This is a genomic window from Escherichia sp. WS547 (assembly GCF_046486065.1).
Classification (GTDB): Bacteria; Pseudomonadota; Gammaproteobacteria; order Enterobacterales; family Enterobacteriaceae; genus Escherichia; species Escherichia coli.
Window position 1 is genome coordinate 82,722 of the sequence record NZ_JBJQMA010000002.1, and the last position, 26,957, is coordinate 109,678.

The window sequence follows — 26,957 nt, forward strand, 5'->3', positions numbered from 1 at the left end:
GCAAAGTATAAAACCTTACTTGCCTATGAATATCTACTGACTTTTCAGGAAAAAAGTCATGATTTGATAAAAATCATCAAACTCAAAAAAAAACCGCTAGTATATTCTGAATATTCCGAATAGTTACGTAGATGAAAATACTTGTCACCACCGCTACTTAATTCCGGTGTGAAATTATTTATTTCCGCATAATCAGCCATGTATTATTTGAAACAATTAGTTTGTAAATAATATAAATTGATAACATATCAAATACATCAAAAATACCATTCACAGGCATTATTAATATAGACATCAATATAGCAACATCAAATTCCAATTAGTAATAAGATATGCTTTTAAATTGCATGAAAATAATTTCAAATGAGCGTTTTTTGATACTTTAGAGTGTTTCCTACCCTTTAATATCATCGTGTAGAGTTGATATCACTACAACAGAAACATGCATGTCATTTGTTTACTTCTCATTTTACTACAGAAAAATTTATCTATTTTTCTAAACATCAGTGAAATACTCATAAAAGGTAACTATTATGTCTATGCCATTAAGCAATACCCTTCAGAGCCAAATTATTACAGATAATCACTTCCTTCATCATCCAAAAGTCGACAGTGAGTTAACACGTAAATATGAACGTGCACGCCTGGATACGGAAAATATCTATCTTCTGCCTCTTGCTCGTGGCAATAACCATAATTACGATGGAAAAAGCGTTGTCGAAATTAGAAAACTTGATATTAGTAAAGAGTCCTGGCCATTTAATTATGTGACAGAAGCATGCAGAGAATCCGATGGTATTACAACAACAGGACGTATGCTCTATCGAAACTTGAAAATCACCTCAGCTTTAGACGAAATATATGGTGGCATATGTAAAAAGGCGCATGCTGCTACAGAATTAGCAGAAGGTTTACGGCTAAATTTATTTATGAAGAGCCCTTTCGATCCTGTTGAGGACTATACAGTTCATGAAATAACATTAGGCCCTGGTTGCAATGTTCCAGGTTACGCCGGAACCACGATAGGATATATTTCAACCCTTCCAGTTTCTCAGGCAAAAAGATGGACCAATGAGCAGCCAAGAATTGATATCTATATTGATCAGATAATAACTGTCTCAGGGGTAGCAAATTCTTCCGGATTCGCCCTTGCCGCATTACTTAATGCTAATATTGAGATGGGAAATGACCCAATCATTGGTATAGAAGCCTATCCTGGTACCGCGGAGATCCATGCAAAAATGGGATATAAAGTTATCCCCGGTGATGAAGATGCGCCACTCAAACGCATGACTCTGCAACCGTCATCTCTTCCAGAACTGTTTGAATTAAAAAATGGTGAATGGAATTATATTGGTAAATAGCCACTGAGAAGAATGAGTACTAATATTCAGGTTATACAGATATTTAAACAATACCCTGCAATTTACAAAGCAATACTCATTGCGACTTCTTAATTTAAGAAAGCGCAAGGAACGTTTACCCTTGCGCTTATTATAATAAGTCAGACGTCGACTTTATCCAGCGGCCATGAATCAAACAGATAGCCGTCAAAATAAATATCGTCAACGTTCGAGAATTCCAGCAGACGTTGCTTAACGTTTTCCAGATGCTGCCACATTGCCAGCTTCGCCGCTCGGGCATCTTTTTTGATTAACGCGGCGAGGATCTGTTTGTGATCGCCCAACCACTCTTTGCGATACAGGCTGTCATCCAGATGGCTGTGCAACTGGATCCACATTGGATTGTTTTCCCGCCACTGCCAGGACTGACGGAATAACTCCACCAGCATGCTGTTATGCGTTGCTTCGGCAATGGCGAGATGGAACTGCATATCACCGCTTTCGCTGCTACCCGGCGCGCTGGAAGCCAGTTCACGCTCTTCCAGTTGCAATGCCTGACGCATTTTGACGATATCTTCGCGGGTAGCCTGCAAAGCGGCAAATTCCGCGATGTTACTTTCCAGTAACTGACGCGCCTGTAACAGCTCAAAAGGACCCGCATCATTACAGACGTTGGCATCCGAACTGTCTGTGTTGTGGCTGCCTGAGCTATCAAGAACATAGATACCGGCACCCCGGCGCACTTCCACCAGCCCTTTGATCTCCAGCATGATCAGCGCTTCACGTACCACCGTCCGCGTGACATCAAGCATTTCTGCAATTTCACGCTCCGGCGGCAGCCGTTCGCCAGGATTGTACGGCGTCTTTATGATCAGATCGCGGATCATCGCCCCGACTTCCTGGTAAGGTCTTTGCGCAGAGGTGGCAGATTTCATGGTGTTGTGTCCGTTAGGTGCGGTTAATCAAATTTTTGCCGGATGCGGCGTGAACGCCTTATCCGGCCTACAACGGGCAATTTTACGGCCCCTGTTAATCTCAAACTATACCATTAGCACTGGAAGTTGGCACGTACAGGTGGGCAAAAAAACGAAAACTGGTCAACCAAATATCAGTTTGATTGACCAGTAAGTCTGTAGGGTAATCAGTTAGTTACAGCGCAGCCACACACTCGCGCGCACCGCGTTCGCACAGCTGCTGATATGCCGCCGTCACCGCGCCAACAAAGTCGGCATTCTGCGGCAGATCATCGGCAAAAATACCGCTCAGGCCTAGCAGCGCTTTCACGCGGTCTGCGCCCTGATACTGCGCGTTAATCTTCTGGAACTCGGCCAGCATCGGGTCGACCACGTCAATGGCATTACCCTGCTCATCCACGCCCTGGGTGTAACGCATCCAGCCAGCCACGCCCAGCGCCAGGTGACGCCAGCTGCCGCCGTTTTGCAGGTGCAGACGCACCGGGTCCAGCAGACGCTGCGGTAACTTCTGGCTGCCGTCCATCGCAATCTGCCAGGTACGGTGACGCAGAGACGGGTTGCTGAAACGCTCGATCAGCAGCGTCGCATAGGCGTTCAGGTCCGTACCTTCCGGCATCGACAGCGTTGGCGCTTGTTCCTGCATCATCAGGGCAAAGGCCGCTTTGCGATAATCCGGGTTAGTCATGGTGTCGGCAATAGTTTCATAGCCGCCGAGGTAACCGAGGTACGCCAGGAAAGAGTGGCTACCGTTCAGCATACGCAGCTTCATCATTTCGAACGGCACAACGTCTGCAACGAACTGTGCGCCCACTTTATCCCAGTCCGGGCGACCATTAACGAAATTATCTTCAATCACCCACTGACGGAACGGTTCGCAGGCAATGGCGCACGGGTCGTAAACGCCCAGCTGGTCAGCAATTTCCTGTAAGGTTTCTGGCGTCGCCGCCGGAACGATGCGGTCAACCATGGTGCACGGGAAGGTGACGTTCTCTTCAATCCATGCCGCTAGCTGCGGGTCACGCGCCTGAGCCAGCCCCAGTACCGCGACCTTCGCCACATGACCGTTTTCACGCACGTTATCGCAGGACATCACCGTAAATGCTTTCAGCCCTTTTTCACGACGCAGACGCAAGGCTTCGACGATGTAACCAATCGCGGACTTCGGCGCAGTCGGGTTTTCCAGATCGTGCTTGATCAGCGGGTTATTGAGATCCAGTTGACCGCTTGCCGCATCAGCGCAGTAGCCTTTTTCCGTGACCGTCAGAGAGACAATCGCCGTTTGCGGACGCGCCATCGCGTTGAGAATACCTTCGCAGCCGTCGATTTCCGGGTGCAGCGCTTCTTTCATCGAACCGATAATTTTCAGCTCGGTGCTTTCCGCGCCTTTTTCCGCCACGGTGTACAGCAGTTGCTGTTTTTTCAGGTTTTCGATCAGCACGCGGTCGTTGCCTGGCATCAGGTTAACTTCGCAGATACCCCAGTCGCTGTCGGTGCTTTCCAGCAGATGATGGGTGTACAGCGCCTGGTGCGCACGGTGAAACGCCCCGCAACCGAGATGCACAATGCGTGATTCCAGACGAGAATGATCCCATGACGGGCGGGCAACCGGCAGATTGCTGTCAACAATAGTAGTCATCGTAAACTCCAGAATCCGTCTTCAGAGAGTGACGGCAAGGAAGAAGGAACCGGCACGGCGCGCAGCCATGCCGGTGGATATTAACGGCTAAAGAAAGCGCGCTGGATCGCCAGTTCGACACCGCGAACTTCGGCCAGGCCTTTCAGACGACCAATTGCGGAGTAACCTGGGTTGGTTTTCTTCTTCAGGTCGTCCAGCATCTGATGACCGTGGTCCGGACGCATCGGGATCAGGTCTTCTTTGCCTTCCGCTTTACGACGGTGTTCTTCTTCAACAATCGCTTTCACCACTTCGTACATATCAACGTCACCGTTCAGGTGCGCCGCTTCGTGGAAGGTTTTCGGGTTATCTTCACGCATGGTGGAGCGCAGATGGGTGAAGTAAATACGCGGACCGAACTGCTTGATCATATCAACCAGATCGTTGTCAGCACGCACGCCGTAGGAACCGGTGCACATGGTGAAACCGTTCGCCATGCTATTTACGGTATCAACCATCCACTGCATATCTTCAATGGTAGAAACAATGCGCGGCAGGCCGAGGATTGGGCGCGGCGGATCGTCCGGGTGAACAGCCATACGCACGCCAACTTCTTCGGCAACCGGAATAATCGCCTTCAGGAAGACGGCAAAGTTTTCGCGCAGTTTGGCTTTGTCGATATCTTTGTACAGCTCCAGGTGCTTACGGAACTGGTCGAGGGTGTACCCTTCTTCCGCGCCCGGCAGACCGGCAATGATGTTACGGGTCAGACGCGCTTTGTCTTCGTCGCTCATAGTGGCGAAGCGTTCAGCTGCCTGAGCAATTTCTTCTTCGGTGTAATCCGCTTCCGCACCTGGGCGTTTCAGGATATGCATTTCGAATGCAGCGAATTCGATCTGGTCGAAGCGCAGAGCTTTGGAGCCGTCTGGCAGCACGTATTCGAGGTCAGTACGGGTCCAGTCGAGCACCGGCATGAAGTTGTAGCACACGGTGCGAATACCGCACTGCGCCAGGTTGCGCAGAGTCTGCTGATAGTTAGCGATCCACTGCTCATAGTTGCCAGTGTGGGTTTTGATATCTTCGTGAATTGGCACGCTTTCTACGACAGACCACACCAGGCCTGCATCTTCAACGATAGCCTTGCGTTTGAGGATCTCTTCTACGGACCATACTTCACCGTTCGGGATATGGTGCAAAGCGGTAACCACGCCAGTCGCGCCCGCCTGACGGACATCAGCTAAAGAAACCGGATCGTTTGGGCCGTACCAGCGCCAGGTCTGTTCCATGATTTTTCCTCTTTCACATAGTGGGTTCCACAGCAAAGAGACGCGGAACCCTGGAGTTGTTTAGGTATCCGGATGAACAACCAGACCGCAGCCGTGGCGTTGCATCGGATGAGATGGCGTATAAGTTCTACCTTTTGGTAAGACATGTCAACCCGAATTCTGAAATTGGTTAACCACATCACAAGAATTTCACTCTCCTGGTTGTTGCTGCAAATTGCAGCAAAAGGTAATCGATGGTTATTGATCAGAGGATGTGACATTCATCGCAACAATGGTTGACCAATTTACATAACATGTCGCCCAAAATAACAACGGTTCAACCAGGTAAGGTAAAACGTTATGCATGTGCTTAACATTCTCTGGGTGGTATTCGGCATTGGTCTGATGCTGGTACTGAATTTGAAGTTCAAAATCAATTCAATGGTGGCCTTGTTGGTGGCGGCGCTGTCCGTCGGGATGCTGGCGGGCATGGATTTGATGTCGCTGCTGCACACCATGAAAGCGGGCTTCGGCAACACGCTGGGGGAACTGGCTATCATCGTGGTGTTCGGTGCGGTCATCGGTAAATTGATGGTCGACTCCGGCGCGGCTCACCAGATAGCGCATACGCTGCTGGCACGTCTCGGTCTGCGTTATGTACAGCTGTCGGTGATTATCATCGGCCTGATTTTCGGTCTGGCGATGTTCTATGAAGTGGCCTTTATCATGTTAGCACCGCTGGTTATTGTTATTGCCGCCGAAGCTAAAATTCCGTTCCTGAAACTGGCGATCCCGGCAGTAGCAGCTGCCACTACCGCACATTCACTGTTCCCACCGCAGCCGGGTCCGGTGGCGCTGGTGAATGCTTATGGCGCGGATATGGGGATGGTTTATATCTATGGCGTACTGGTGACGATCCCAAGTGTCATCTGCGCAGGTCTGATCCTGCCGAAGTTCCTCGGCAATCTTGAGCGCCCAACGCCATCATTCCTGAAAGCAGATCAACCGGTAGATATGAATAATCTGCCCTCTTTCGGCGTTTCGATTCTGGTGCCGTTGATCCCGGCGATCATTATGATCTCTACCACCATCGCCAATATCTGGCTGGTAAAAGATACCCCTGCGTGGGAAGTGGTTAACTTTATCGGTTCCTCGCCGATTGCAATGTTTATTGCGATGGTGGTTGCATTCGTACTCTTTGGCACCGCGCGCGGGCACGATATGCAGTGGGTAATGAACGCTTTTGAAAGCGCGGTGAAAAGCATTGCAATGGTGATTCTGATCATCGGTGCAGGTGGCGTGCTGAAGCAGACCATCATCGACACCGGCATCGGCGACACCATCGGCATGCTGATGTCCCACGGCAATATCTCGCCCTACATCATGGCATGGCTGATCACCGTACTGATTCGTCTGGCGACGGGTCAGGGTGTGGTTTCAGCGATGACCGCCGCCGGGATTATCAGTGCAGCAATCCTTGATCCAGCAACTGGTCAGCTGGTTGGCGTGAATCCGGCGCTGCTAGTACTGGCGACGGCTGCGGGTTCCAACACCCTCACCCACATTAACGATGCCTCATTCTGGTTGTTCAAAGGTTACTTTGACCTGTCAGTAAAAGACACGTTGAAAACCTGGGGTCTGCTGGAGCTGGTCAACTCCGTGGTTGGGCTGATTATTGTGCTGATTATTAGCATGGTAGCGTAAAAGAGCACCTGAGCCTGCCATTGGCAGGCTCTGTTCGGATTGTCGGTAAAGTGCGCTTTGTTTATGCCAGATGCGACGCTGACGCGTCTTATCTGGCCTACAAAGGGCTAACGTGCAGGTTTTAGCTTCAGGTAATATTGCGTACCTGCATTAGCAATGCCCTGTGATTTCTTTATTGATAAACAAAAGTCACGGCAATAATCGATTGCACATTCCCTGCAGTCACCTGCCCTCCGGTACGTGCGTAATTTGCCGTTAATCCCAGACTTACCGCCGAAGTCCCTACTGCTCCTAACGATACCGTGTTATTCGCTGGAATAATCGTACCGTTGCGCGTCAACTGTACGCCGACGCCCTGTGCAGGTGAAAACGACGCGGTATTGGTGAAAATCGAGTTGCCCGCATCTGCGGTTGTGCCGGAGAGGTAATACCCCAGGTTTTGGCTTTTCGCACAATAAACGGTAAGAGGAATCGGCACTGAACCAGGGTAGTCCGGCAGAGTAACGGTGACATCACGAGCAGAAACATCGCAGCCGCCAGTGGGCACCACCACATCATTATTGGCGTAAATATTCCACACAAACTGGAAATCATCGCTGTTATAGTTGTTGGTCTGTCGCAAAATAAGCACGGCAATTAATGAGCCAGCTTTAATCACCACCCCGCCCGCACTGCTCACAGGCGTCAAATAAAGCGCCACCGGCCACGGCTTATCCGTTCTCGAATTATAAACAACCCGCGGCGTTTCACTGGTGGTCGGAAATGGATAGCTACTGCCACTATATTTTACGGTCCCGGAAAAATTAGATAACACGCCGCCATAAGCCGAGCCTCGTTGCAGTGTGACATAATCTGTAATGGTTTCCGGGTAATCGTTATGGCAAAAGATTTGCGTCGAAAGATCCACGACCAGGTTTTGCCCCACATTCACGGCGGGCGCAAGGTTTACATAAACATTGGCGCTGCCACCGCCAATAGGGATAGCGGTGCCATTGGCGGTTTTACAGGCGAATGACCAGGCATTTACCGACCAGCCCATCAGCAGTACAGCAAACAGGTTAATAACTCGTTTCATTACAATCATCTCTTCGGCTTCAGCTGTAGGTATAGGTGATGCTAATCACTGCCTGAATGGTTCCCTGAGTGGCTCCGCCATTTACCGTCAATGCTCTGACCTGTAACGGGAAGTGCGCTGATTGTGAGGAATCATCCACCTGAACTGTTTTGGTTGCGCCACTATTCAATGTGTTGCCACTGTCATCCTGTAGCTCTAACTGGATGTTTTGCGCGGTCCCCTGGTTTTTATAATATCCGGTACTGTCGGCTGCCCCGCTGAAGCTGGCAGTGACCCTCGACGTTCCCACCGGACAATTAGTCAACTCAAGCGCAACATCATGCCAGGCCGATGCCGCCCCGGCAGACATCAGACTGAAAGAATAAAGATCGCCGAGATCTACCGTGGCATTGGTGGTGGAAACCGTGCACGGTTTGGCGACGACCTTACCGTTCACCGTGATGGTGACATCGGCTGCCTGTATCGTCGCACTTGCGAGCGCCAATATTGCCGCCAATACATACCCACGTTTGCACCATTTCATGAGCCTCTCCAGTTACTGATATTCAAGAGTGAAGGTAGCCGTGGCATTGATATGCCCCGCAGTGACAGGCACCTGTGTCGCCATTAGCCGGGCGTAAAAATTCAGCGTATTTGGTTTACCCGGCGTCAGGGTCGTCCACGAAATCGCGGACGATGGGGCATTAATGGGTATCTGATTTTGTTGCTCATTCAGAAGCTGTATTCCCAGTCCCGCAACCGCTGACACCGTATTTTCAAGTGCAAGCAGGTTGGCATTGTGGCTATCTGCAACACCGGTAAACCCAACTTTTACGGCAGAAACGGCATTACCACAGGGTGACAGCAAAATACGAAATGGAACGACAGGAGTCGTCGCGCCAATGTTGTTAAATTGCTTCGCCGCGTTTTCCATCAGATCAACAGTAAAATTGGTTGATTCAGCGGCCACACTACAGCCGTTATCTCTGACATAGCCGCGGATAGTAATCGTGCTATCCGCAGCCAAAGCGTGACTTACCGCCAGCCACAAAAAAGCGCACAGAAGATAAAAAGGTTTGTTTCTCATCACGCCCCCTTAACGACATTCAGCTGATAGCTGAGTTAATAACTGCTGCTGACTCTCTGGTGGCAGTTGATAATTGGCGACACAGTGAGCATTTTCCTCTTCTCCCCATTTCACCTGAACTTTTCCCGCTAAAGGCATTCCGCTGAGGTAAACCTGACCATTATCCGCAACAATGCCGCTACTCTGGCTACTCTCTGATGTCACCATCGCCCCAAACGGCAGCGGCTTATTATTGTGGGTTAGCGTCATGAGCAGTTTTATCCCAACGCGCGCTTTAAACTCTGCTCGCACGATCGCCCCACGGGTGGGAACAACGTTAGCGACCGCGTTATCTAAATCGACGTTATCAGCCAGGGTATTGGTATCCAGCGCTACTCTGTTCTCCCGATATTCAGTGGCATAAGGCAGCACGGCATAACCGCGCCAGTCGGTACGCACCCCCGTCTGGTTTTCGACTTTTGCATCTTTTGCGCCAGGCGCTTTAACAAGCACCACCGTATCGTTTAACGGCTGCCCCAGCGTTACGCCATTGGCATGAGCCAGTACCCCACCGCTGACTCCGTAATAGAGCTGCTTAATATCATCGCTATGGCTGTAACCGATGTTGGCATTGCCGTAACCACCGCGATAATTCAGCGTGGCGTAGCCTGTACTTCCGCTATTACCATCACCTCCCCCGGCGTAACCGGTTTGCACGCTATAGCTGAGGTTGTTGTCTTCCAGCAACGTACCGTATACACCGACCAGATTGGTCATCCGACCGTTGAGATCGTGTGACATGCTGTAACTGGCACTGGCATGTCGCCACTGAGATTTACTGTCAGAACGCAGCCAGTGGCTGAAAGGAATATTGACGTTAAGCGCTAACATCTGATCCCGTCCTTTTTGCCAGGCGTTTTTCGTCAGGCTATAGCTGAGCGTCCAGTTGATATCTTCGAATGCAGTATTTAAACCAGCCTGAAATTGCTCATCGACATTACTCGTTCCCCAATAAGTTTGATGGCTACCACTCAAATACAGTGTTGATGTGCGCCCGAGTTGCTGAGTAACGGTGAGTTGTAATTTCCCGCGTTTGTTATAAGCGAGATTGTAATAGTCGGTGAATTTCGGCTTAACCTGAATAACACCATCCTGTGTTTCGATGTTGTAGCCATTCATTCGACTGTATGTTGTATCAGCGAAATTAAAATATCCGCTGGTCGAATAACGGTAACCCACTAACTGAATATTCGTGCCTGATTCATTGAGCGATTTGTTATAGAGAAAACGCACCGATTGTCCGTCATGCTGACTGTCATCGGGAAGTGTGGAATTAGCCTGCGTCATATCCACAGACAGAGCGCCCAGTGCCCCCATGTTTTTCCCGATACCGAAATTAAACGCACGATAACGATCCGCCAGTTGCGTTCCACCATATATTGTCCAGCCAGCCGGAAGGCCGTGGAGTAATGTACTCTGGAAAAAGCGGGGTTTTTCCTGCTGCGCATTTCCACTACGGTATTCTCCTGCCGTAATGGAATAACGAGTATGCCCTTCACGTTGCAAAAGCGGGACTGACGAATAGGGTACGGTAAAGATCTGCGTGCTGCCGTCAGCCTCTTTAATCGTTACCTGCAAGTCACCACTATTACCTGCGGCATAGATATCGTTGATGGTAAAAGGCCCCGGCGGCACCGTACTATTATAAATGTCATACCCATTTTGTTTAATAGTGACCTGTGCAGTACCACGAGCAATACCGTGGATCACCGGAGCAAATCCTCTTTGGCTATCGGGTAACATATTGTCATCTGAGGCCAATTGTGCGCCGCGAAAGTTAATACCATCGAAAATATCGCCCTGGGTATAACCATCACCCAGCGTCAGCCGGGAACGTAACGGAATTATGTCTCGCTCAAGCCAGGTATTGATATGCTGCCATTTATTTTTGCTACCTGATGAACTGTCGCTACTGTTATAACTCCAGGTGGTATTGTCGCGTAAACGCCACGCACCAATATTTAACCCACTCTGTAGGTTTAAATATGCATAATGGCTGTTACCCCCAATCCGATTCTGTACACTATTTCCGCTGAAATTATAATTGAGCAATCCGGCATTAATACCAGGATCCCATAACTCAGGAGGAATATAACCACGCGCGCGATTACTCATAAATGCCTGAGGGATCGTCAGGTTGAGTCGCTGCTGACCAACATCCAGATGCGCAGTAGCGTCATGGATCATTGAGGTTAATGGCACGCAGGCATCATCCGCCAGCAGATTCATACCGGAGACAGAAGCCGTATTCAGCTCCATACTTGCAAGTTGCGCGCGTGTCAGGCAGGGAACAATCCCTTGTTCACTGTCGCCCGTATTAAATGTGACATCACGCGTTGCCATATAACCATTATTCAAATAGATATCGACACGATACGTCCCTGGCGGTAATTCTTGCCCATTTTCAAAACGCGATAAATCGGCCACAGCCTGGGGATCATCCGCTAAAAAGCGCGGATTAAAATAGAGTTCGGCAGATGACAAAGGTGCCTGTGCGGCAAAAGCACAGGCGACAAAGAGCCGGACAAAAAAACCAGCCAAACGATGCTTACGAATATGCAAGCATTGTGTGTTTCGCTGGTAAAGTCTTAAATTCAGATATGACATTATTCCTCCGGTTTAAAATCACCCGGCAGTCAATTCTTTTTATTCAGGCGAAAAATTCCCCCTGCGTTATTCCATTACGCCCGTCATTTTGGGGGTAAGTGCGCCATAATCATTTATTGTTCGGTAAGTAATATTGCTTCCTGCATCAGAAGGCAATTTAACCGTGCTTTCGCCCATTGGAGGCACCAATGCATTTTCAAGAACCCGGGTTCCGGCATTCAACTCTGTTACCGTCAGGTAATAGGGTGTCGGGTTAATCAGAGTCAGAGAATTCGCGCTACGACGAAATCTTAATTTTTCTGCGGCCTGATCGGGTGGCAACGCTAATTTAGCCGGGCGATAGTACAGTTTAATGCGGCTGATAATTGCGAGCTGTAGCGTATTCTCAGTCAATTTTGATTTATCCATTGACGGAATCGCTTTAACGTTCATCCAGAATAAACTTTCCCGATCCTGTGGCAATTGGTTATTTGTTGCATCAAGAATACGTAAGGTATTCTCTTTTTTTCCCTTCATCGCAAACAGAGGTGGCGTCACGATAAAACGACCATCCTTTACACCATCGGCATTTTCCACCCATGATTGAATTAAATAGGTGCTATTTTCATCATTATTTGTCACGGTAAGTTGCACTTGTTTTTGCCCTGCCGGATAAATTACGCGAGTCGCACCTAAGGCCACTCCCGCTTCGGCGCGTCCGGCAACCATCATTGCCATGAACATCAGGATACCTGCCAGCAAGCAGAATGTTATTTCCTGCGATTTCCTTACATTGACGTTTTTATTACTCACTGTCCTGTTCCTGTTATCACATTATCTGCTGAACAATTACTGATAGGTTAAAGAGAACCAGGCCTGGGCATTGGCGATGCCGCCAGTAACCCGACGCCCGGTAGCACGATATTTGGCGATGAAATGTAGCGAAGTAGAGCCTGAGTAAAGCCGTTTCCAGTTTGCTGGAGGACGATTAATCGGTACGAGGTTTCCTTCATCATCAAACAACGCTACGCCAATATTGGTGGCTATCCCTGGCCCCTCTCCCACGGAAAGCACATCTGGATTTTTACCATCCGCGACACCGTGAAACGCCACACCCACACGTTCACTCACCACCGTGCTACATTCCCGTAAATGAATAACAAAAGGCACCGGTGCGCTATCTTCCCCTACCGCATGAAACCGGTTACTGCTGATTTGCCCCATATTGACCGTCATTTGTTTATCACCGGCTTCAATCCGGCAAGTTTCCGCAATAATGACGCCCTGAAATTGCATATTTCCGCCGGGCAGCGTGGTGTTCCATTTATTTCCGGCCAGAGCAAACATTGGCAGCAACGACGCTAATAGAAATAATCTCTTCCTTTTCATCGTTATTTTTATCGCACAAGGGTGGGCATCCCTGCCCGTAATGACGTCCCTGAACCTGGGTAGGTTATTGATACTGAACCTTGAAGGTCGTATCCGCATTAGCAGCACCCGGGGTTGCCTCGCCGATTGCATAATAACGCGCCTGGAACGGAATGGTGTTGGTACCGTTATTCAGGGTTGTTTGTGCACTAAATGTCGCACCGTCCAGCGTCAGCTCATTTCCTGTTCTGTCCAGTATCTGCACACCAACATTTGTTGCGCTACCCGCAGCTGAACTCTGCAGAGCCAGTACTTTAGGATGAGCACTGTCAATCGCAGTCCCCAAGAAGGCAACAGCGGCTTTTGTGGCAACACTGGTATCGCAATCATTCAGCTGAATGTTAAAACCGACAGCAGAGCTGGTTGCTCCAGTCTGCTTCAGACTAGCGGTACGAACCTGGCCCAACTGAACGGTTTGATCAACAGAGCCTGCATCAACTGCGCAAGCGGCGTTAACAACTTCCCCTTTAAAGTGAACGGTCCCACCATTTACCGTCGTGGGTGTAGTTTCAGCCAGAGCCGCTGTAGAACTCAGGGACAGAGCCGACAGAACAACAATTGCCAGAGTTTTAATTTTCATACTGCTTTCCTTTCAAAAAACTATTTCTAAATCGACATGGGCAGTCGTTCCGTACACTTTGTTTTGTCAACGAGTTTGACTGCCAACACTGCACAGTTTCCCCCCAAAAGATGAAACATTTGGGGCCATTTTGACTCATAGAGGAAAGCATCGCGCACAAACTTTTTCAGTTTATTTGTTGGCTTTATATTCTATTGTTATCTTTATTTATAGATTTTTATATTGCATGAGGTGGTTTTTGGAGAGAAGAATGAGGAAGTTGCTTCGAGACACAGAAACGTTAGCTTTACATTTAGCGGAGGTGATGTGAAATTAATTTACAAGAGAAATGATTTACATATCAAACAGTTAGATGCTTTTTGTCGTTTTATAATATTTTTATGCTTGAGAAAAAATACGTAACTTATTTATGATATGGACAGTTTTGGCCCCAATTGTCTTGTATTTATTTGTTTTTTACCTTTACTATCAATAAGTTAAATTAAACCTCTTCTCTTTTTAATTTTTCGTTTATAAGATTATTTCTTTCCCATAATCCGGCAAAACGAGCAGCATTACTGGCGGTATAACGCACAGTATGGCGAATATTTCGATGCCCGAGATAATCCTGAATTAAACGGGTATCTGCACCACGCTCCGCCAGTTCATAACCGCAAGCATGCCTTAACATATGAGGATGAGTCTGCGTTACGGTTCCAGCTTCAATACCGGCATCGCGAATAATGCGATAGGCCTGCTGGCGAGAAAGCCGACTCCCGCGGCGAGAAATAAATATAGCGTCGGTCCGGTCAGCGCCTTTCCAGTTAGCACGTTCCTGGGTCCAGCGTCCACGGCTTCACGCTCATCAAAACGTAACGGGTGAACGGTAGAAAATCCGTTCTTCAGTCGGCGAATATTTATTCGACCTTCATTAAGGTCAAGGTCCTGATAATGCAGATCAAGCAGTTCACTAATACGCATCCCATGCCGATATGCCAACAGAATAAGACAATAATCTCTGGCTCCCGTTGCCCCGTAACAAACCGCCTGCATCATGGCCTGAACTTCTTTACCGGTAAGATAACGACGTTTACTCACAATAGTAGTACTCCTGACTGAGATATATTTGAATGAATACCTATAGGAAACCTCAATCGGTCAAAATTAGCCCAATAGATAAAAAGATAACCACACACGAAGTGATGTGGCTATCAGTCAATTACATTAAATATCATACAAAAATAAAATATCACTGATGTGATAACATCTATTTTCATTGATTTGATTCAATATAACAATAGATTGCAGTGGATTAACTTCCAGTTGCTTAAAAAATAAAGAAAAAATGTGAAAACAGATGAATTTAAGTGATGTGTAAATTTATGAATGATTTTGTTTATTTATTTTGAAGAACATAAACCATTGTATTTTGTATGGATATGGTTAACTTAATGTTTATTATTATAATTAAGAATCACACTTACAATAACATCAATTAATAAATGGTTAATCATTTTTGATATATCGTAAGAATAATGTAGTTTTTAACACCATCCCTGGTATCTCAACTATCTCTATAAAACAGCGTGACGCTGTCGTCCTCTGGCCCTATCCCAGATGCCGTAAAAACGCCCTGCATTGCTGGCGGTATACCAGACAGTATGACGAATATTGCGATGCCCAAGATAATCCTGGATAAGTCGCGTATCTATTCCCATATTCGCCAAAGCAAAACCACACGAATGGCGTAACATGTGCGGATGAATCTCCAGTGACAACCCGGCATTACCACCGGAAGTCGAGATAATATGGTAAAACTGTTGCCGAGAAAGCGGATTCCCCTTACGCGATAAAAATACCCATTCGCTCTCAGCATGCGGGTACGAAGTACGGATACTCAACCAGTTTTTTAAAGCCTGAACTTCTTTGTTCAATAGCGGGTGCGTTGTTGAAAAGCCTTTTTTTAATCGATGGATATAGATACACTTTGCCTTAAGATCAATATCCGAAATCCTCAATCGACAAATTTCACTCGCCCGGAAACCATGAATAAAACAAAGCAAAGTCAGACAATAATTACGTGCTGCATGAGGCCCGGTATTTGCTGCTTTAAGGAGTGATTCGATTTCACTATGGGTCAGGAAGTTCCTTTTTTTGTTATCAGCCTTATTCTTCATCGTTTTCCCTTATAATTACAGACGCGCACTAGCTGTGCTGGGTTAGCAATAATCCAACATTTTAATCCTGATTATGTTTATAAAAGCGAACGTTTGCTTAATAACTAACGTAAGTGGACCAGTTCTTCTGAGTGAACTTAAATGGAGTAGCGATAGTTACTTATAATAACTTTGCCATACAAACGCCATGCTCTTGCATGCTATGTACCTTTATATATTTATAAATCTGATACGAATCGAATAATAACCCTCATCATTAATGCAACTAATCTTATCTATATATCATGTGATATGTTCTGTAACAAGTAAAATCAACATAAAAAATTCAGCAAAATTTAATATTCGTTCAACTAGCCGTCTCACATATGACATTATTAGTCAACTGCATTTGCCACAAAATGGCTATTTCATGGAACGCAGTAATTTCTTAGTGGCTATTATCATGCTAATTCTTAGATCCCTAGCGATTATTCCTGCCTGGTTCGTCAGCTTAGGCCATGAGATTGTTACATTCCCTTTTATCCTGGAGATATGGGGGAACGCAGGCGACGCTTTTTCATCTACATCCGTTGGTAACTATGGCTTTGGTCACTACGACTTAAACCTTCCTCAATCACAGCTATTCGCCGGGCGATACGGCAAACAAACTAAGTGAAACATCATCCTGAAAACACCAACATCAACAAGCCTCTCCAGATCGACATCAGGAGTGACCAGTTACAAGCCACAAACCAAGAAACATATTTCATGATGAGAATTATACTCAGCCTGATGGCGGGTAAACACTTATTTTCACCAAGCTCACTGAGTTAGCTTGCAAAGCTTTCTTTGTTTAGATTCTAAATAAATTATTTACAAAACAGATTGTTAAAAGAAAACCTTTAGTTTTTGAAGACCAATGCAAGTGTTCGTCTGGCTTCACATGGCATCTGCTTCTTAGGAAAAGATCGACATATTTTGTGACACGAATTGCAAATCTGGTTTTGTTGTATGGATTGCGTGATTTTTGATCTGGTATAACAGGTATAAAGGTGCACCGCGATAGTCAATGAGACTGGGCATCTCGTAATCTATGGCAAACATCACTTCAGTTCTTTCTCATCGGGTGATGAAAACGCACTTCAGTCTGAAAGGAATATGAAAATGAGATCAACAGACACTCTATTTTATGACTCTGGGTAAAATGGATTGAGTAAGCGATATAGCTTACGAAAATTCAAATCAATTAAACATCAGCAGAGATTTTATACTCAGGTATTTAATCTGGCCCTCTGTTTATTTAAATAATGTGGAAAGAGATTTTTCACAGGAGATATTATACAAAAAATATAAAATACAGCTACCGGTTGCCAAAGACACTATAAGCCTGGCAAAAAAATATTACACAACATAAATGCTAATTGTTTATGCGGGCTTTGTATTGCTTTCTGTATCCTACAAATGAGTGAAATTTATGAAAAAGGCTAAAATACTTTCTAGCGTATTATTACTGTGCTTTTCGTCCCCATTAATTTCTCAGGCTGCGACACTGGACGTACGTGGTGGATATCGTAGTGGAAGCCACGCCTATGAGACTCGACTCAAAGTCAGTGAGGGATGGCAAAATGGATGGTGGGCAAGCATGGAAAGTAATACCTGGAATACCATTCATGATAATAAAAAGGAAAATGCCGCACTCAATGATGTTCAGGTTGAAGTTAATTACGCGATTAAACTTGATGATCAATGGACGGTGCGCCCGGGAATGTTAACGCATTTTAGCAGCAATGGCACACGCTACGGACCCTACGTAAAACTGTCCTGGGACGCGACAAAAGATCTTAATTTTGGCATTCGCTATCGTTACGACTGGAAAGCTTACCGACAACAAGACTTATCTGGTGATATGTCTCGTGATAACGTTCATCGTTGGGATGGATATGTCACTTACCATATTAATAGTGATTTCACCTTCGCATGGCAAACGACGCTATACAGTAAACAGAACGATTATCGCTATGCAAACCATAAGAAATGGGCGACGGAAAATGCATTTGTTCTACAATACCATATGACGCCCGATATTACGCCATACATAGAATATGACTACCTTGACCGTCAGGGTGTTTACAACGGCAGAGATAATTTATCGGAAAACAGTTATCGCATTGGTGTGTCATTTAAACTGTAGTAGACAGGAGACAGTCACAATGAATAAAACAATAACGGCGCTTACTATCATAATGGCTTCATTTGCCGCAAACGCGTCTGTATTACCGGAAACTCCTGTGCCATTTAAAAGTGGTACCGGAGCAATTGATAACGACACTGTCTACATTGGTTTAGGTAGCGCAGGTACGGCATGGTACAAGCTGGATACACAGGCCAAAGATAAAAGATGGACAGCGTTAGCTGCATTCCCTGGCGGACCGAGAGATCAAGCAACCTCTGCATTTATTGATGGCAATCTGTATGTGTTTGGCGGCATTGGCAAAAACAGCGAGGGCTTGACTCAGGTATTTAATGACGTACACAAATACAACCCCAAAACCAATAGCTGGGTTAAATTGATGTCGCACGCGCCGATGGGCATGGCGGGCCATGTGACTTTTGTACACAACGGCAAGGCTTATGTTACTGGCGGTGTTAACCAGAATATCTTCAATGGCTATTTTGAAGATCTCAACGAAGCTGGAAAAGATTCAACCGCTATAGATAAAATCAACGCCTACTATTTTGACAAAAAAGCAGAAGATTATTTCTTCAATAAGTTTCTGTTGTCTTTTGATCCCTCAACACAGCAATGGAGTTACGCTGGCGAATCTCCCTGGTACGGAACGGCTGGTGCGGCGGTTGTGAATAAAGGTGATAAAACCTGGCTTATTAATGGCGAAGCCAAACCAGGATTGCGAACGGATGCCGTATTTGAACTTGACTTCACCGGTGATAATTTAAAATGGAATAAGCTTGATCCCGTCTCATCACCAGATGGCGTCGCTGGCGGTTTTGCGGGGATAAGCAATGATTCTCTTATATTTGCTGGAGGGGCCGGATTCAAAGGTTCACGAGAAAATTACCAGAACGGTAAGAACTATGCGCATGAAGGCCTGAAAAAATCATATAGCGTTGATATTCATCTTTGGTATAACGGGAAATGGGATAAATCGGGTGAATTATCGCAAGGTCGGGCCTACGGAGTATCATTGCCCTGGAATAATAGTTTATTAATTATTGGCGGTGAAACTGCAGGCGGCAAAGCAGTGATGGATTCAGTTTTAATTTCTGTGAAGGATAATAAAGTCACAGTACAAAACTAACGCTTCAGGGCCCCGGTAAAGGGGCCCTGCTATCAATTTGTCATTTCAATTACGCGAAATTTATATGAACGCAATAATATCGCCTGATTATTACTATATTCTTACCGTTGCTGGTCAGTCTAATGCCATGGCGTATGGCGAAGGACTGCCATTACCGGACAGGGAAGATGCGCCTCATCCCAGAATTAAACAATTAGCGAGATTTGCGCATACGCATCCCGGAGGCCCGTCATGTCACTTTAACGACATTATTCCACTGACTCACTGCCCACACGATGTTCAGGATATGCAGGGTTATCACCATCCTCTGGCAACGAATCATCAAACACAGTACGGCACCGTTGGCCAGGCACTGCATATAGCACGGAAATTACTGCCCTTTATTCCTGATAATGCAGGGGTTCTCATCGTTCCGTGTTGCCGTGGCGGATCGGCTTTTACCGCGGGCAGCGAAGGAACATATTCAGAACGGCACGGAGCCAGCCATGATGCTTGTCGTTGGGGAACGGATACTCCGCTATACCAGGATTTAGTCAGCAGAACGCGAGCCGCACTGGCAAAAAATCCGCATAACAAATTCCTCGGCGTATGCTGGATGCAAGGCGAATTTGACTTAATGACCAGTGACTACGCGTCACACCCTCAACACTTTAATCATATGGTTGAAGCCTTTCGTAGGGATCTAAAACAATACCATTCTCAGCTTAATAATATTACTGACGCACCGTGGTTTTGCGGCGATACCACCTGGTACTGGAAAGAAAATTTCCCTCATGCGTATGAAGTTATTTATGGCAATTATCAAAATAATGTTTTAGCCAATATTATTTTCGTCGACTTCCAGCAACAAGGTGAAAGAGGACTGACGAACGCGCCTGATGAAGACCCGGACGATTTAAGCACGGGATATTACGGTTCAGCGTACCGGTCACCGGAGAACTGGACGACGGCACTGCGAAGCAGTCATTTCAGCACGGCAGCCCGTCGGGGGATTATTTCTGACAAGTTTGTAGAAGCAATTTTGCAGTTTTGGCGCGAAAGGTGAGCGTTCATTAATTTGATTTATTCGCATCCATCAGCGCTTTTAACTGCTCCGGCGTAAACGGTGGTTTGCGTCGGTGCAACATCGCATGGCAATTAGGGTACACAGGCAGCAAATCATTAACTGGATCCAGCTGGTAATCCTCTTTAATGGCTGACAGCGGCACCAGGTGATGCACATGGATAAAGCCTTCAGCGATATCACCATAGATCTTCACCAGATCAACACCGCATACGTTGCACTGGCATCCATGATGTTCGACCGCTTTATCTCGGGCCTTTTTATCGCGTTCATAGCGGTTTACTGTCACCTTTATCGCCGCACCTTCAAGGTATGTCTCCTGCGACGGCAACTCATCCGGGAACAGAACGTCGGCTATGGGAGCCGCAGCGGCTTTATCCAGATGAATATGAAATCCCTGCTCTATGAGTAGCTTGACACATTTAGATTTTATTCCGCCGGTGAAATCCGCAGGGGTAAATTGCGTCCCCGTCATCAATGTCGCTGCGATGCCAGCAATCGCCTTCGAGGGGTAACGTCGGCCATGATATTCAATCTCATACAACCGCGCAGGCTGGAACTGATGAGTTTCTCCCGCATCCCATAAATGGATAGCTTCGATGATATACCGCCGCGGAAGATGATCAGGGAGTTTATTCATGGAGAATGTCCTTATACGTTCTCAGAACAGGCAGCAAAAAAACAAATGAGATCAAGGTAATATATCTTCACTTGCAGGCTTGAACAGCAGAAAATTTGCGAGCATGATCGCAATTATTTCACTGCCAGGGATATCAATAGCTTCCAGTAAATCGCTACAGCAGGCAATTGCCAATATAAAAATCTGGCACAAGGGTGAACAGCGCGCGCCGCATAAGCCATTGTTATTGCTATACGTATTAGCGGGATACCTGAATGGACATCCGCGCCTTTTCGATTATTGTAGTGGAACAGTCTACGAGGATGCAGTTCGAAGTGAGTAAGTAAAGGTTGCTGGAAACGATCAATGCCGCCATACAATGATTTTTTAGGATCAACAATGAGTAATAAAAACTACGAAAGTCACCGCAAAGCGATTGTTAGTAAAGGTATACCACCCGCTCTATTAAATAGGCTCACCAATTCGGATGTTCAGGTGATCAATACCTTCTTAACACGAGTGAGCAAACTGGAACTATCTCAACAAGAGAAAGACTGGATCATAAAAATCATCTCTATGGTTTAGACAATTTCAGCCTTGTAGCCTTTCAAGGGTTTTGTGTGGGTACAAACATTATCGAATCGGGGTATAGCCGCAGCTGTAGCTGTATCCACATCAGTAAGTTGATGTAGGTTGACTTAGGTTGAGCGAAAAATAGCGAAAAGCCTTGTGTGGCGCGGATTTCAGTCATAAAAAAACGTCCGTTGATGTCTATTGATGTTCCGATGGTGCGAAGGTGCGAAGGTGCGAAGGCCGGACTCGAACATGTGACTTAACCTCATGATTTAAAATTGTTAATAATAAACAATATCATCTTATACCAACACAGATACCAACACGAAAAATCACTGGTTTTCGGCATCGAACCAGGACAATCAGCTCCTGATTGAGATACCGAGCTCTGTTACTCGTCATCTTCCTCGACAGGCTTCATTGCATCAAGTAGTACTCGCACCATCGCGATAGAACCAATCCGGATAAAAGCATCTTCTCCATCTATATCTGTTAACTGATATCGCTCACTTGATGCCGGATAAGTGTGTCGATTTGCAGCTGTGTACTCTTTTGTACAGCCAGAATGTGGCTGACTGAGGTGGAGCAGATAATGTCCCCGTTGACCACTTCCGGACGGGAGGCTGTGATTTCAGACATAATTGATATTCCTTTTTGCAGATAAATGAAAACGCCAGCCCTGTTCAGGCTGGCGTCAGTGGAATGAAGTATGGTGAGTAATATTTATCGGTTCTGGTGCAGAAGCTGCAGTTGGCGCAGGGTACGGATACCCTCCCTGGCCTGTTCGATACAGGGCAACAGTGCTGCCGAATCCGTTTTATCCTCATCGTTGTCAAAGATAATTCCCGATTCGCAGTCGATATTGTCCTGCAGCCACACAATCAGAATATCCAGCGCCGTTTCTGTGGTTAATGATTTCATCCTGTGTCTTTTGTCCTGGTTACCAGTTGAAAGTGGGTAAATCCTGCAGACATTCAGCACCGGCATCCAGATGAATGAGACTGACGCCATAACGCCGGATGAGTGTGACAACCAGACGGCGGAACGTTCTGGACAGCCCCAGGCGTTTAAGCCGCAGAACCGGGTATGACCACGCATCGGTACGTAACAGATATCCGCTACCTGTGAAATGAATCCATTCTGATTCGCCGGTGTCATTCGTCTGATTTGACAGCGAGTACAACCAGGCATTGTCCGTTTCCGTGATATGTGCGGTACTGCAGCGTATGCCGGTAAGGGCCGCAGATGGTGGCGTGCGCTCTGCTGATGTCCGGTCAGATTCATCAACAACACGAAGGGAGTAACCGTTATCGCAGACCACGTTAATCAGTTCAGCGAGAGTAACACCATCGACGTCAACGACAATGCGCCCCATGTTCAGTGCCTGCACGTTAATGCTGTCGGCTTCCAGCGTCAGGGCCAGTTTCATTGTTTCGCCCCCGGATGTTTACCCAGGGTAATGTTATTTACCGTTCTGTAATTGTCGCGGGCCATCAGGCCGGTTGCCCGGCGGGCCCGGAGGATATCAATACTGTTTATTAACTGAGAACGAGTACAGGCGCTGAATCCCGGCTGGTCGGTACGCACCAGTGCGTATTTTTCAACGAGAAAGTTCACCGCATCACACAGTGAAATGCCTGCCTCAATATGCTGCTCAATCACACGTTCATCAGCGAACGGTGTGTCATTCAGTGTGAGGCCGTAATGCTGGTCCAGCAGTCGGGTGAGCAGTGTCTGCCAGATGGTGACGGGAGACTGGCAATGCGATGCCTCCCGTACGTGTGTATCGGGTAATGTGTTCATACTGAAGATTTTCCTGATATGCAGAGATGAAAAATGGAAAAGTGGCGTGGTGAAAGCACCAGGCCGGAGAAGAAGGTTATTCTGGAGAGTTACTTTTTCGTTTCGGGCGTCGGATAAACAGCCATATAAACGTAGCCACAACTGCCGAGGGTGTCGGCTTCGCAGGTCAGCCTTTTTGCATACAGCGTGACGGTATGCTGATGGCGGGGATTCAGTTCACCGCTGGTGAGCATGAGTTCCAGTTGTTTCATCAGCAGCGGAAAGGCCTGGTCCAGATGGTACGCATCCGCGTCGCTGAACCGGCCTCTGATACCGGCGCGGTCTGCAAGGTAATGCAACCGGTTACCCTCCTGCACCAGACGTGCCCCAAAACAGGGCGTCACGGTGCAGGGCAGTCCCCACCAGGTGCGGTCGTTATTGTCGTCGGGAAGCGTTGTCCCGGGGAGTGTGTCTGACACGATAAAATCCTCACAGAAAATTGGTTAAGAATGGTCCGGTGGTGGCGATAATTCTGCTCTTCTGAATGCCCTTCCAGACTCAGTTCAGGGTGACGCTCATCAGCCGGACATACGGACCAAAACTGTCCTTACGGCGTTCTGCAAACACAGCCAGCACACCGGGAATATCCTGTACTTCACGGCCGGTATATGTATCCGTGCTACCGTGCCAGCGGTATTTACCGGTACAGAACGGAAAAAGACGGGATGCAGGATGCTGACGGTGAATACGCATGGCTTCACCACGGGTGATGATTTTCATGAGAATAGTCCTCCTGAATGTGAAAGTAAGAAACAGCTGAGAAAGAGAAACTGAAGTGATATGAAGGTGATTGTGACGGTGACGGGTTAAAGCAGACCGTGTTCGGCAAAGGAGAATACCTGGCTGCCACCGACTATCAGATGGTCCGGCACCCGGATATCCACCAGGGCCAGCGCCTGTACCAGACGTTCAGTGATAAGCCGGTCTGCCTTACTGGGGGTGACTTCACCGGACGGGTGATTGTGCGCCAGCACCACGGCAGCGGCATTGTGGTACAGGGCACGTTTAATCACCTCCCGGGGATGGACTTCTGTGCGGTTGATGGTGCCTGTGAAGAGGGTTTCACCCGCAATCAGCTGATTCTGGTTGTTCAGATACAGCACCCGGAACTCTTCCCGCTCCAGTCCTGCCATGTTCAGAATCAGCCATTCCCGTGCCGCATGCGTGGAGGTGAAGGCCACGCCGGACTCATGAAGATGGCGGTCCAGGGTTTTCAGGGCCCGTTGAATGAGGCTGCGCTCGCCGGGCGTCATCTCTCCGGGCAGAAAGGAAAGCTGTTGCATTGTACTTCTCTCCATTCAGTCGATGATGCGCATAATGGCGCTGCATTCCGGATGCTGCAGGGCGTAATCCCGCAGCCGGTAATAATGGACCGTCATAGCATAACACTCCGTACGACAGGCGTGATGACTGTACGCCATCAGACAGGCGGCAATGCCGGCAGCTTCCGGGCTCATTTCAGCGCGGTTACCGTTCATGGCATTGAACAGTACCCATGTTTCGTCATCATCGTCATCCGGTTCGGGTGCCATAAATGCGCCACCGTTGTTCAGGGTGTACAGATTCCAGATACCACCGCAGTAGTCTTCGCACAGACGGTCCATCCAGCCGAAGACACGGGGCTCCAGGGTCACCCACTGTGGAATGAGGCCAAAGTGCTGTGGCCAGAAGCTGATGCGCTGTTCATCAGGGACGGGAGTGGCAACCAGTTGAGACTGGTTATTCCCTGATGCAGTAGTTACGGAAACAGAAGGTGTGGTGGAATTATGCGAAGAGGTTGTCATGAGATTATTCCTTATAAAAAGCAAATGAATGGAAGAATGCCTGGGGACTGGTACAGACGTGAGTCAGGGCTGCACTTTCAGGGAAACAGCATCAGCGCATGCTCTCCAGCAGCGTTTCTGCCATCACCCACAATGCGCGGTTGAGCTTAATATCGGTGTCGATGCTGTGAATGGCACGGGTGTGGATACGTTTTCCTCTGGCACTGCGACCGGAAATTCCGCCTTTCAGCATATTCTCCTGGATGGTCTGATAAGCACTCCACAGGTCCTTACCGTAATCCTCCCGGCGTCGTGGTGTCAGAATGTCGGCAGTGGTGACTGGCTGATGTTTGTCACCATAACGGTAAGTCAGTGCCGCCTGTGCCAGCGCCTGGCGTGCCGGTGGCGGCAGGACCAGCGACTGCATGGCATCACGCTTCTCCTCTATCCGGTCAAAAACCCCCACCACCTCGTAAGCCCCTTCAATAACTTTCTCCACCACATTTCCCCGGTGCGGAACACGCACTTCCCCCAGAGACTGACCACAGACGCATCCGTTCTGGCAGACGAACCTGAAGTAACCCGGCAGCATCTGGTAGCTGGAGGTACCGTCATGAGAGTTGAGCAGAATAATTTCAGGGACATGTTCTCCGTTTATCTCTCCGGCCCGCCGCAGACGCAGCATATGTTTGGTGTATCCCCGGCGGCCCGGGTCGCGCACACGGGTCTGGCAGGCGAAGAACGGCTGAAAGCCTTCCCGCTGCAGACTTTCCAGCACGGTGATGGTGGGGATATACGTATAGCGTTCACTGCGGGAGGTATGCCGGTCTTCCCCAAAAATACCGGGTACATAGTGCATCAGTTCTTCGTATGTCAGCGGACGGTCACGGCGTATCTGATTCGCATAACCAAAACGACTGGCTAATTGCATACTTTGCTCCTTATGAATGAATTAGCGGTATAAACGAAAAGGCCGCGTCTCCCGGAGAAGACGCGGCCTGATGGATGAAATGAAGACGTTTATTGCCTGAGAATTCCCTCACTGGCGAGATACGAATTTAGCTGTTTTCCGGCATCAGGTTCAAAATTCCAGCACCGCCAGCGTAGCTGCCCTTCGGCATTGCGGATAACCAGCCGGAAATGCGTTCCCTGGTCATCTTCAATAAGCACATTGCGGTAAGCTGTTGTGACGGCAACCGCCTGTTCGCGTGAGAAAGGGCCTTCGGGCAATAAAACAGGGTGGCAGTCCTACATACCGGCTATTTTCCGATAAATTCAACGCTGGCGCCGGTGGCATTACCGTCAGCACCAACCGTGACGGTCACTTTGTCGTACGCACGGTCTTCAGGATTGAATACTTCAAACTCAACCTTATTGCCTTTTACTTCGTAAGAGCCAAAATCAGCGGTTTCTGTTGTTTCCTCGTCATATTCCCGGGCGTATGCCTGCCGGGCAGCCTGCAGGACGGAATCTTTATTAATAGTGGTCGTCTGTTTCGGGGAAAAACCGGCAAGTGATGTGACAAATTTCGGACAGACCTTCAGCATATCACCGCGGGTGAATTCCATTCGTACACCAAATGCCTGTAAAACGGACACATCACGCTCTGCTATGGAGTGAACGGCTTTTTTGACCATTTCCGGCGCCTGTCCGATTTCCACCTCAACAGCCCTGAATCCCGTCTGCTGATTACACATTTGTGATGTGGGGATCAGGTTACCGTTAATACTGATACGGCTGCCCAGGAGCGTCTGTACACCATTCGGGCATCCCTGCATCAGGCCGGTAATACCAATCGTGCCATTTTTCAGCATTACCAGCGCCTGACCATCTTCCGTCATGGTCTGACACCAGCCGTTTTTGACAGCCCAGTTGCCGGCGGAGGCGGAGAATGATGCCACAGTGAACAGCAGGGGAAAAAGAGCTCTGGTATTCATGACTGACCTCTGAAATGAACGTACGGTGTTATT

General features: G+C 47.7%; 28 protein-coding genes and 4 pseudogenes. 6 read left to right on the forward strand and 26 right to left on the reverse strand.

Annotated features, from left to right (window positions below):
- Positions 1-56 precede the first annotated feature (56 nt).
- Positions 57-200, reverse strand: coding sequence for a protein YtiD (ytiD, locus tag ACJHWK_RS02230; protein WP_001297228.1), 144 nt, complete (start codon positions 198-200; stop codon positions 57-59).
- A gap of 333 nt (positions 201-533) precedes the next feature.
- Here ytiD and ACJHWK_RS02235 point away from each other — a divergent pair, with 333 nt between their 5' ends.
- Positions 534-1,364, forward strand: coding sequence for a DUF2686 family protein (locus tag ACJHWK_RS02235; RefSeq protein WP_000062589.1), 831 nt, complete (start codon positions 534-536; stop codon positions 1,362-1,364).
- Between the two features lie 140 nt (positions 1,365-1,504).
- Here the strand turns inward: ACJHWK_RS02235 and uxuR are convergent, their stop codons facing one another.
- The 3 genes from uxuR to uxuA form a co-directional block, all read right to left on the reverse strand.
- Complete coding sequence (gene uxuR, locus ACJHWK_RS02240; RefSeq protein ID WP_000833691.1) at positions 1,505-2,278, reverse strand: Uxu operon transcriptional regulator; 774 nt, start codon at positions 2,276-2,278, stop codon at positions 1,505-1,507.
- 214 nt (positions 2,279-2,492) lie between these two features.
- Positions 2,493-3,953 carry a fructuronate reductase gene (locus ACJHWK_RS02245; protein ID WP_000208194.1) on the reverse strand — a complete coding sequence of 487 codons (1,461 nt, stop codon included), beginning with the start codon at positions 3,951-3,953 and terminating at the stop codon, positions 2,493-2,495.
- An 80-nt stretch (positions 3,954-4,033) separates the two neighbouring features.
- Entirely contained in the window at positions 4,034-5,218 is a 1,185-nt protein-coding gene (gene uxuA / locus ACJHWK_RS02250; protein ID WP_000438582.1) for a mannonate dehydratase, read from the reverse strand.
- Between the two features lie 339 nt (positions 5,219-5,557).
- Between uxuA and gntP the strand changes: the two genes are divergently transcribed.
- A complete protein-coding gene (gene gntP, locus ACJHWK_RS02255; protein WP_000558251.1) occupies positions 5,558-6,901 on the forward strand; it encodes a gluconate permease GntP in 1,344 nt (447 codons plus the stop codon).
- Between the two features lie 172 nt (positions 6,902-7,073).
- Here the strand turns inward: gntP and fimH are convergent, their stop codons facing one another.
- The 9 genes and pseudogenes from fimH to fimB all read right to left on the reverse strand — a co-directional run bounded on the left by fimH (position 7,074) and on the right by fimB (position 15,831).
- A complete protein-coding gene (fimH, locus tag ACJHWK_RS02260) occupies positions 7,074-7,976 on the reverse strand; it encodes a type 1 fimbria D-mannose specific adhesin FimH (protein WP_001297233.1) in 903 nt (300 codons plus the stop codon).
- A gap of 19 nt (positions 7,977-7,995) precedes the next feature.
- Positions 7,996-8,439 carry a fimbrial protein gene (locus tag ACJHWK_RS02265; RefSeq protein ID WP_306234496.1) on the reverse strand — a complete coding sequence of 148 codons (444 nt, stop codon included), beginning with the start codon at positions 8,437-8,439 and terminating at the stop codon, positions 7,996-7,998.
- Positions 8,440-8,511: 72 nt separating this feature from the next.
- On the reverse strand, positions 8,512-9,042 hold the full coding sequence (gene fimF, locus ACJHWK_RS02270; protein WP_001244828.1) for a type 1 fimbria minor subunit FimF: 531 nt from the start codon (positions 9,040-9,042) through the stop codon (positions 8,512-8,514).
- A gap of 9 nt (positions 9,043-9,051) precedes the next feature.
- The gene (fimD, locus tag ACJHWK_RS02275) at positions 9,052-11,688 is read right to left on the reverse strand and encodes a fimbrial usher FimD (RefSeq protein ID WP_000120915.1); all 2,637 of its coding nucleotides are present in this window, start codon (positions 11,686-11,688) and stop codon (positions 9,052-9,054) included.
- A 66-nt stretch (positions 11,689-11,754) separates the two neighbouring features.
- The gene (gene fimC, locus ACJHWK_RS02280; protein ID WP_021542770.1) at positions 11,755-12,480 is read right to left on the reverse strand and encodes a type 1 fimbria chaperone FimC; all 726 of its coding nucleotides are present in this window, start codon (positions 12,478-12,480) and stop codon (positions 11,755-11,757) included.
- A gap of 36 nt (positions 12,481-12,516) precedes the next feature.
- Complete coding sequence (locus ACJHWK_RS02285) at positions 12,517-13,056, reverse strand: fimbrial protein (protein ID WP_000824114.1); 540 nt, start codon at positions 13,054-13,056, stop codon at positions 12,517-12,519.
- Positions 13,057-13,120: 64 nt separating this feature from the next.
- A complete protein-coding gene (gene fimA / locus ACJHWK_RS02290) occupies positions 13,121-13,675 on the reverse strand; it encodes a type 1 fimbrial major subunit FimA (protein ID WP_170886141.1) in 555 nt (184 codons plus the stop codon).
- A gap of 481 nt (positions 13,676-14,156) precedes the next feature.
- Positions 14,157-14,752 (reverse strand): annotated as a pseudogene (gene fimE / locus ACJHWK_RS02295) (type 1 fimbria switch DNA invertase FimE).
- 476 nt (positions 14,753-15,228) lie between these two features.
- A complete protein-coding gene (fimB, locus tag ACJHWK_RS02300) occupies positions 15,229-15,831 on the reverse strand; it encodes a type 1 fimbria switch DNA invertase FimB (protein ID WP_000790583.1) in 603 nt (200 codons plus the stop codon).
- Positions 15,832-17,284: 1,453 nt separating this feature from the next.
- Between fimB and nanC the strand changes: the two genes are divergently transcribed.
- From nanC to ACJHWK_RS02315, 3 genes are all read left to right on the forward strand, one after another.
- Positions 17,285-18,001, forward strand: coding sequence for an N-acetylneuraminic acid outer membrane channel NanC (gene nanC / locus ACJHWK_RS02305; RefSeq protein ID WP_001360088.1), 717 nt, complete (start codon positions 17,285-17,287; stop codon positions 17,999-18,001).
- 19 nt (positions 18,002-18,020) lie between these two features.
- Positions 18,021-19,127, forward strand: a complete 1,107-nt coding sequence (nanM, locus tag ACJHWK_RS02310) for an N-acetylneuraminate epimerase (RefSeq protein ID WP_001353974.1) — start codon at positions 18,021-18,023, stop codon at positions 19,125-19,127.
- A gap of 64 nt (positions 19,128-19,191) precedes the next feature.
- Positions 19,192-20,172, forward strand: a complete 981-nt coding sequence (locus ACJHWK_RS02315) for a sialate O-acetylesterase (protein ID WP_001295601.1) — start codon at positions 19,192-19,194, stop codon at positions 20,170-20,172.
- A 7-nt stretch (positions 20,173-20,179) separates the two neighbouring features.
- Here ACJHWK_RS02315 and ACJHWK_RS02320 read toward each other — a convergent pair whose 3' ends face one another.
- On the reverse strand, positions 20,180-20,830 hold the full coding sequence (locus ACJHWK_RS02320) for an HNH endonuclease (protein ID WP_001037966.1): 651 nt from the start codon (positions 20,828-20,830) through the stop codon (positions 20,180-20,182).
- 136 nt (positions 20,831-20,966) lie between these two features.
- Here ACJHWK_RS02320 and ACJHWK_RS02325 point away from each other — a divergent pair.
- Positions 20,967-21,116, forward strand: a pseudogene (locus ACJHWK_RS02325) (restriction endonuclease); the annotation flags it as partial.
- 657 nt (positions 21,117-21,773) lie between these two features.
- On the opposite strand, the pseudogene ACJHWK_RS02330 reads toward ACJHWK_RS02325, so the two are convergent.
- The 12 genes and pseudogenes from ACJHWK_RS02330 to ACJHWK_RS02385 form a co-directional block, all read right to left on the reverse strand.
- Positions 21,774-21,902: pseudogene (locus ACJHWK_RS02330) on the reverse strand (transcriptional regulator); the annotation flags it as partial.
- Positions 21,878-22,021: pseudogene (locus ACJHWK_RS02335) on the reverse strand (hypothetical protein); the annotation flags it as partial. The pseudogenes ACJHWK_RS02335 and ACJHWK_RS02330, both read right to left, overlap by 25 nt.
- An 84-nt stretch (positions 22,022-22,105) precedes the next feature.
- Positions 22,106-22,303 carry a DUF957 domain-containing protein gene (locus ACJHWK_RS02340; protein ID WP_001327226.1) on the reverse strand — a complete coding sequence of 66 codons (198 nt, stop codon included), beginning with the start codon at positions 22,301-22,303 and terminating at the stop codon, positions 22,106-22,108.
- A gap of 19 nt (positions 22,304-22,322) precedes the next feature.
- On the reverse strand, positions 22,323-22,811 hold the full coding sequence (locus ACJHWK_RS02345; protein ID WP_000761685.1) for a DUF5983 family protein: 489 nt from the start codon (positions 22,809-22,811) through the stop codon (positions 22,323-22,325).
- A complete protein-coding gene (locus tag ACJHWK_RS02350) occupies positions 22,808-23,185 on the reverse strand; it encodes a TA system toxin CbtA family protein (RefSeq protein ID WP_001094443.1) in 378 nt (125 codons plus the stop codon). Before ACJHWK_RS02350 ends, ACJHWK_RS02345 begins: the two co-directional genes overlap by 4 nt.
- An 89-nt stretch (positions 23,186-23,274) precedes the next feature.
- Entirely contained in the window at positions 23,275-23,643 is a 369-nt protein-coding gene (locus ACJHWK_RS02355; RefSeq protein WP_001285607.1) for a type IV toxin-antitoxin system YeeU family antitoxin, read from the reverse strand.
- Positions 23,644-23,722: 79 nt separating this feature from the next.
- A complete protein-coding gene (locus tag ACJHWK_RS02360; protein WP_000692350.1) occupies positions 23,723-23,944 on the reverse strand; it encodes a DUF987 domain-containing protein in 222 nt (73 codons plus the stop codon).
- A gap of 86 nt (positions 23,945-24,030) precedes the next feature.
- Complete coding sequence (gene radC / locus ACJHWK_RS02365) at positions 24,031-24,507, reverse strand: RadC family protein (RefSeq protein WP_001186780.1); 477 nt, start codon at positions 24,505-24,507, stop codon at positions 24,031-24,033.
- Between the two features lie 15 nt (positions 24,508-24,522).
- Positions 24,523-25,008 carry an antirestriction protein gene (locus ACJHWK_RS02370; protein WP_000213716.1) on the reverse strand — a complete coding sequence of 162 codons (486 nt, stop codon included), beginning with the start codon at positions 25,006-25,008 and terminating at the stop codon, positions 24,523-24,525.
- Between the two features lie 91 nt (positions 25,009-25,099).
- Positions 25,100-25,918 (reverse strand): DUF932 domain-containing protein, encoded by an 819-nt coding sequence (locus tag ACJHWK_RS02375; protein ID WP_053271315.1) that lies wholly within the window; start codon positions 25,916-25,918, stop codon positions 25,100-25,102.
- Positions 25,919-26,007: 89 nt separating this feature from the next.
- Complete coding sequence (locus ACJHWK_RS02380) at positions 26,008-26,217, reverse strand: DUF905 family protein (RefSeq protein WP_032150870.1); 210 nt, start codon at positions 26,215-26,217, stop codon at positions 26,008-26,010.
- A 29-nt stretch (positions 26,218-26,246) separates the two neighbouring features.
- Complete coding sequence (locus tag ACJHWK_RS02385; RefSeq protein ID WP_001097301.1) at positions 26,247-26,924, reverse strand: hypothetical protein; 678 nt, start codon at positions 26,922-26,924, stop codon at positions 26,247-26,249.
- Positions 26,925-26,957: the final 33 nt, after the last annotated feature.

What these genes read in the sequence shown, in the direction of transcription:
- uxuA (WP_000438582.1), bottom strand. Translation starts at nt 5,218, where the DNA reads ATGGAACAGACCTGGCGCTGGTACGGCCCAAACGATCCGGTTTCTTTA.
- ACJHWK_RS02235 (WP_000062589.1), top strand. Translation starts at nt 534, where the DNA reads ATGTCTATGCCATTAAGCAATACCCTTCAGAGCCAAATTATTACAGAT.
- ACJHWK_RS02340 (WP_001327226.1), bottom strand. Translation starts at nt 22,303, where the DNA reads ATGAAATCATTAACCACAGAAACGGCGCTGGATATTCTGATTGTGTGG.
- radC (WP_001186780.1), bottom strand. Translation starts at nt 24,507, where the DNA reads ATGCAACAGCTTTCCTTTCTGCCCGGAGAGATGACGCCCGGCGAGCGC.
- ACJHWK_RS02345 (WP_000761685.1), bottom strand. Translation starts at nt 22,811, where the DNA reads ATGAAACTGGCCCTGACGCTGGAAGCCGACAGCATTAACGTGCAGGCA.
- fimF (WP_001244828.1), bottom strand. Translation starts at nt 9,042, where the DNA reads ATGAGAAACAAACCTTTTTATCTTCTGTGCGCTTTTTTGTGGCTGGCG.
- fimD (WP_000120915.1), bottom strand. Translation starts at nt 11,688, where the DNA reads ATGTCATATCTGAATTTAAGACTTTACCAGCGAAACACACAATGCTTG.
- uxuR (WP_000833691.1), bottom strand. Translation starts at nt 2,278, where the DNA reads ATGAAATCTGCCACCTCTGCGCAAAGACCTTACCAGGAAGTCGGGGCG.
- ACJHWK_RS02320 (WP_001037966.1), bottom strand. Translation starts at nt 20,830, where the DNA reads ATGAATAAACTCCCTGATCATCTTCCGCGGCGGTATATCATCGAAGCT.
- nanC (WP_001360088.1), top strand. Translation starts at nt 17,285, where the DNA reads ATGAAAAAGGCTAAAATACTTTCTAGCGTATTATTACTGTGCTTTTCG.
- ACJHWK_RS02385 (WP_001097301.1), bottom strand. Translation starts at nt 26,924, where the DNA reads ATGAATACCAGAGCTCTTTTTCCCCTGCTGTTCACTGTGGCATCATTC.
- ytiD (WP_001297228.1), bottom strand. Translation starts at nt 200, where the DNA reads ATGGCTGATTATGCGGAAATAAATAATTTCACACCGGAATTAAGTAGC.
- ACJHWK_RS02285 (WP_000824114.1), bottom strand. Translation starts at nt 13,056, where the DNA reads ATGAAAAGGAAGAGATTATTTCTATTAGCGTCGTTGCTGCCAATGTTT.
- ACJHWK_RS02370 (WP_000213716.1), bottom strand. Translation starts at nt 25,008, where the DNA reads ATGACAACCTCTTCGCATAATTCCACCACACCTTCTGTTTCCGTAACT.
- fimH (WP_001297233.1), bottom strand. Translation starts at nt 7,976, where the DNA reads ATGAAACGAGTTATTAACCTGTTTGCTGTACTGCTGATGGGCTGGTCG.
- nanM (WP_001353974.1), top strand. Translation starts at nt 18,021, where the DNA reads ATGAATAAAACAATAACGGCGCTTACTATCATAATGGCTTCATTTGCC.
- ACJHWK_RS02315 (WP_001295601.1), top strand. Translation starts at nt 19,192, where the DNA reads ATGAACGCAATAATATCGCCTGATTATTACTATATTCTTACCGTTGCT.
- ACJHWK_RS02375 (WP_053271315.1), bottom strand. Translation starts at nt 25,918, where the DNA reads ATGCAATTAGCCAGTCGTTTTGGTTATGCGAATCAGATACGCCGTGAC.
- ACJHWK_RS02245 (WP_000208194.1), bottom strand. Translation starts at nt 3,953, where the DNA reads ATGACTACTATTGTTGACAGCAATCTGCCGGTTGCCCGCCCGTCATGG.
- fimB (WP_000790583.1), bottom strand. Translation starts at nt 15,831, where the DNA reads ATGAAGAATAAGGCTGATAACAAAAAAAGGAACTTCCTGACCCATAGT.
- ACJHWK_RS02360 (WP_000692350.1), bottom strand. Translation starts at nt 23,944, where the DNA reads ATGAAAATCATCACCCGTGGTGAAGCCATGCGTATTCACCGTCAGCAT.
- gntP (WP_000558251.1), top strand. Translation starts at nt 5,558, where the DNA reads ATGCATGTGCTTAACATTCTCTGGGTGGTATTCGGCATTGGTCTGATG.
- fimA (WP_170886141.1), bottom strand. Translation starts at nt 13,675, where the DNA reads ATGAAAATTAAAACTCTGGCAATTGTTGTTCTGTCGGCTCTGTCCCTG.
- ACJHWK_RS02350 (WP_001094443.1), bottom strand. Translation starts at nt 23,185, where the DNA reads ATGAACACATTACCCGATACACACGTACGGGAGGCATCGCATTGCCAG.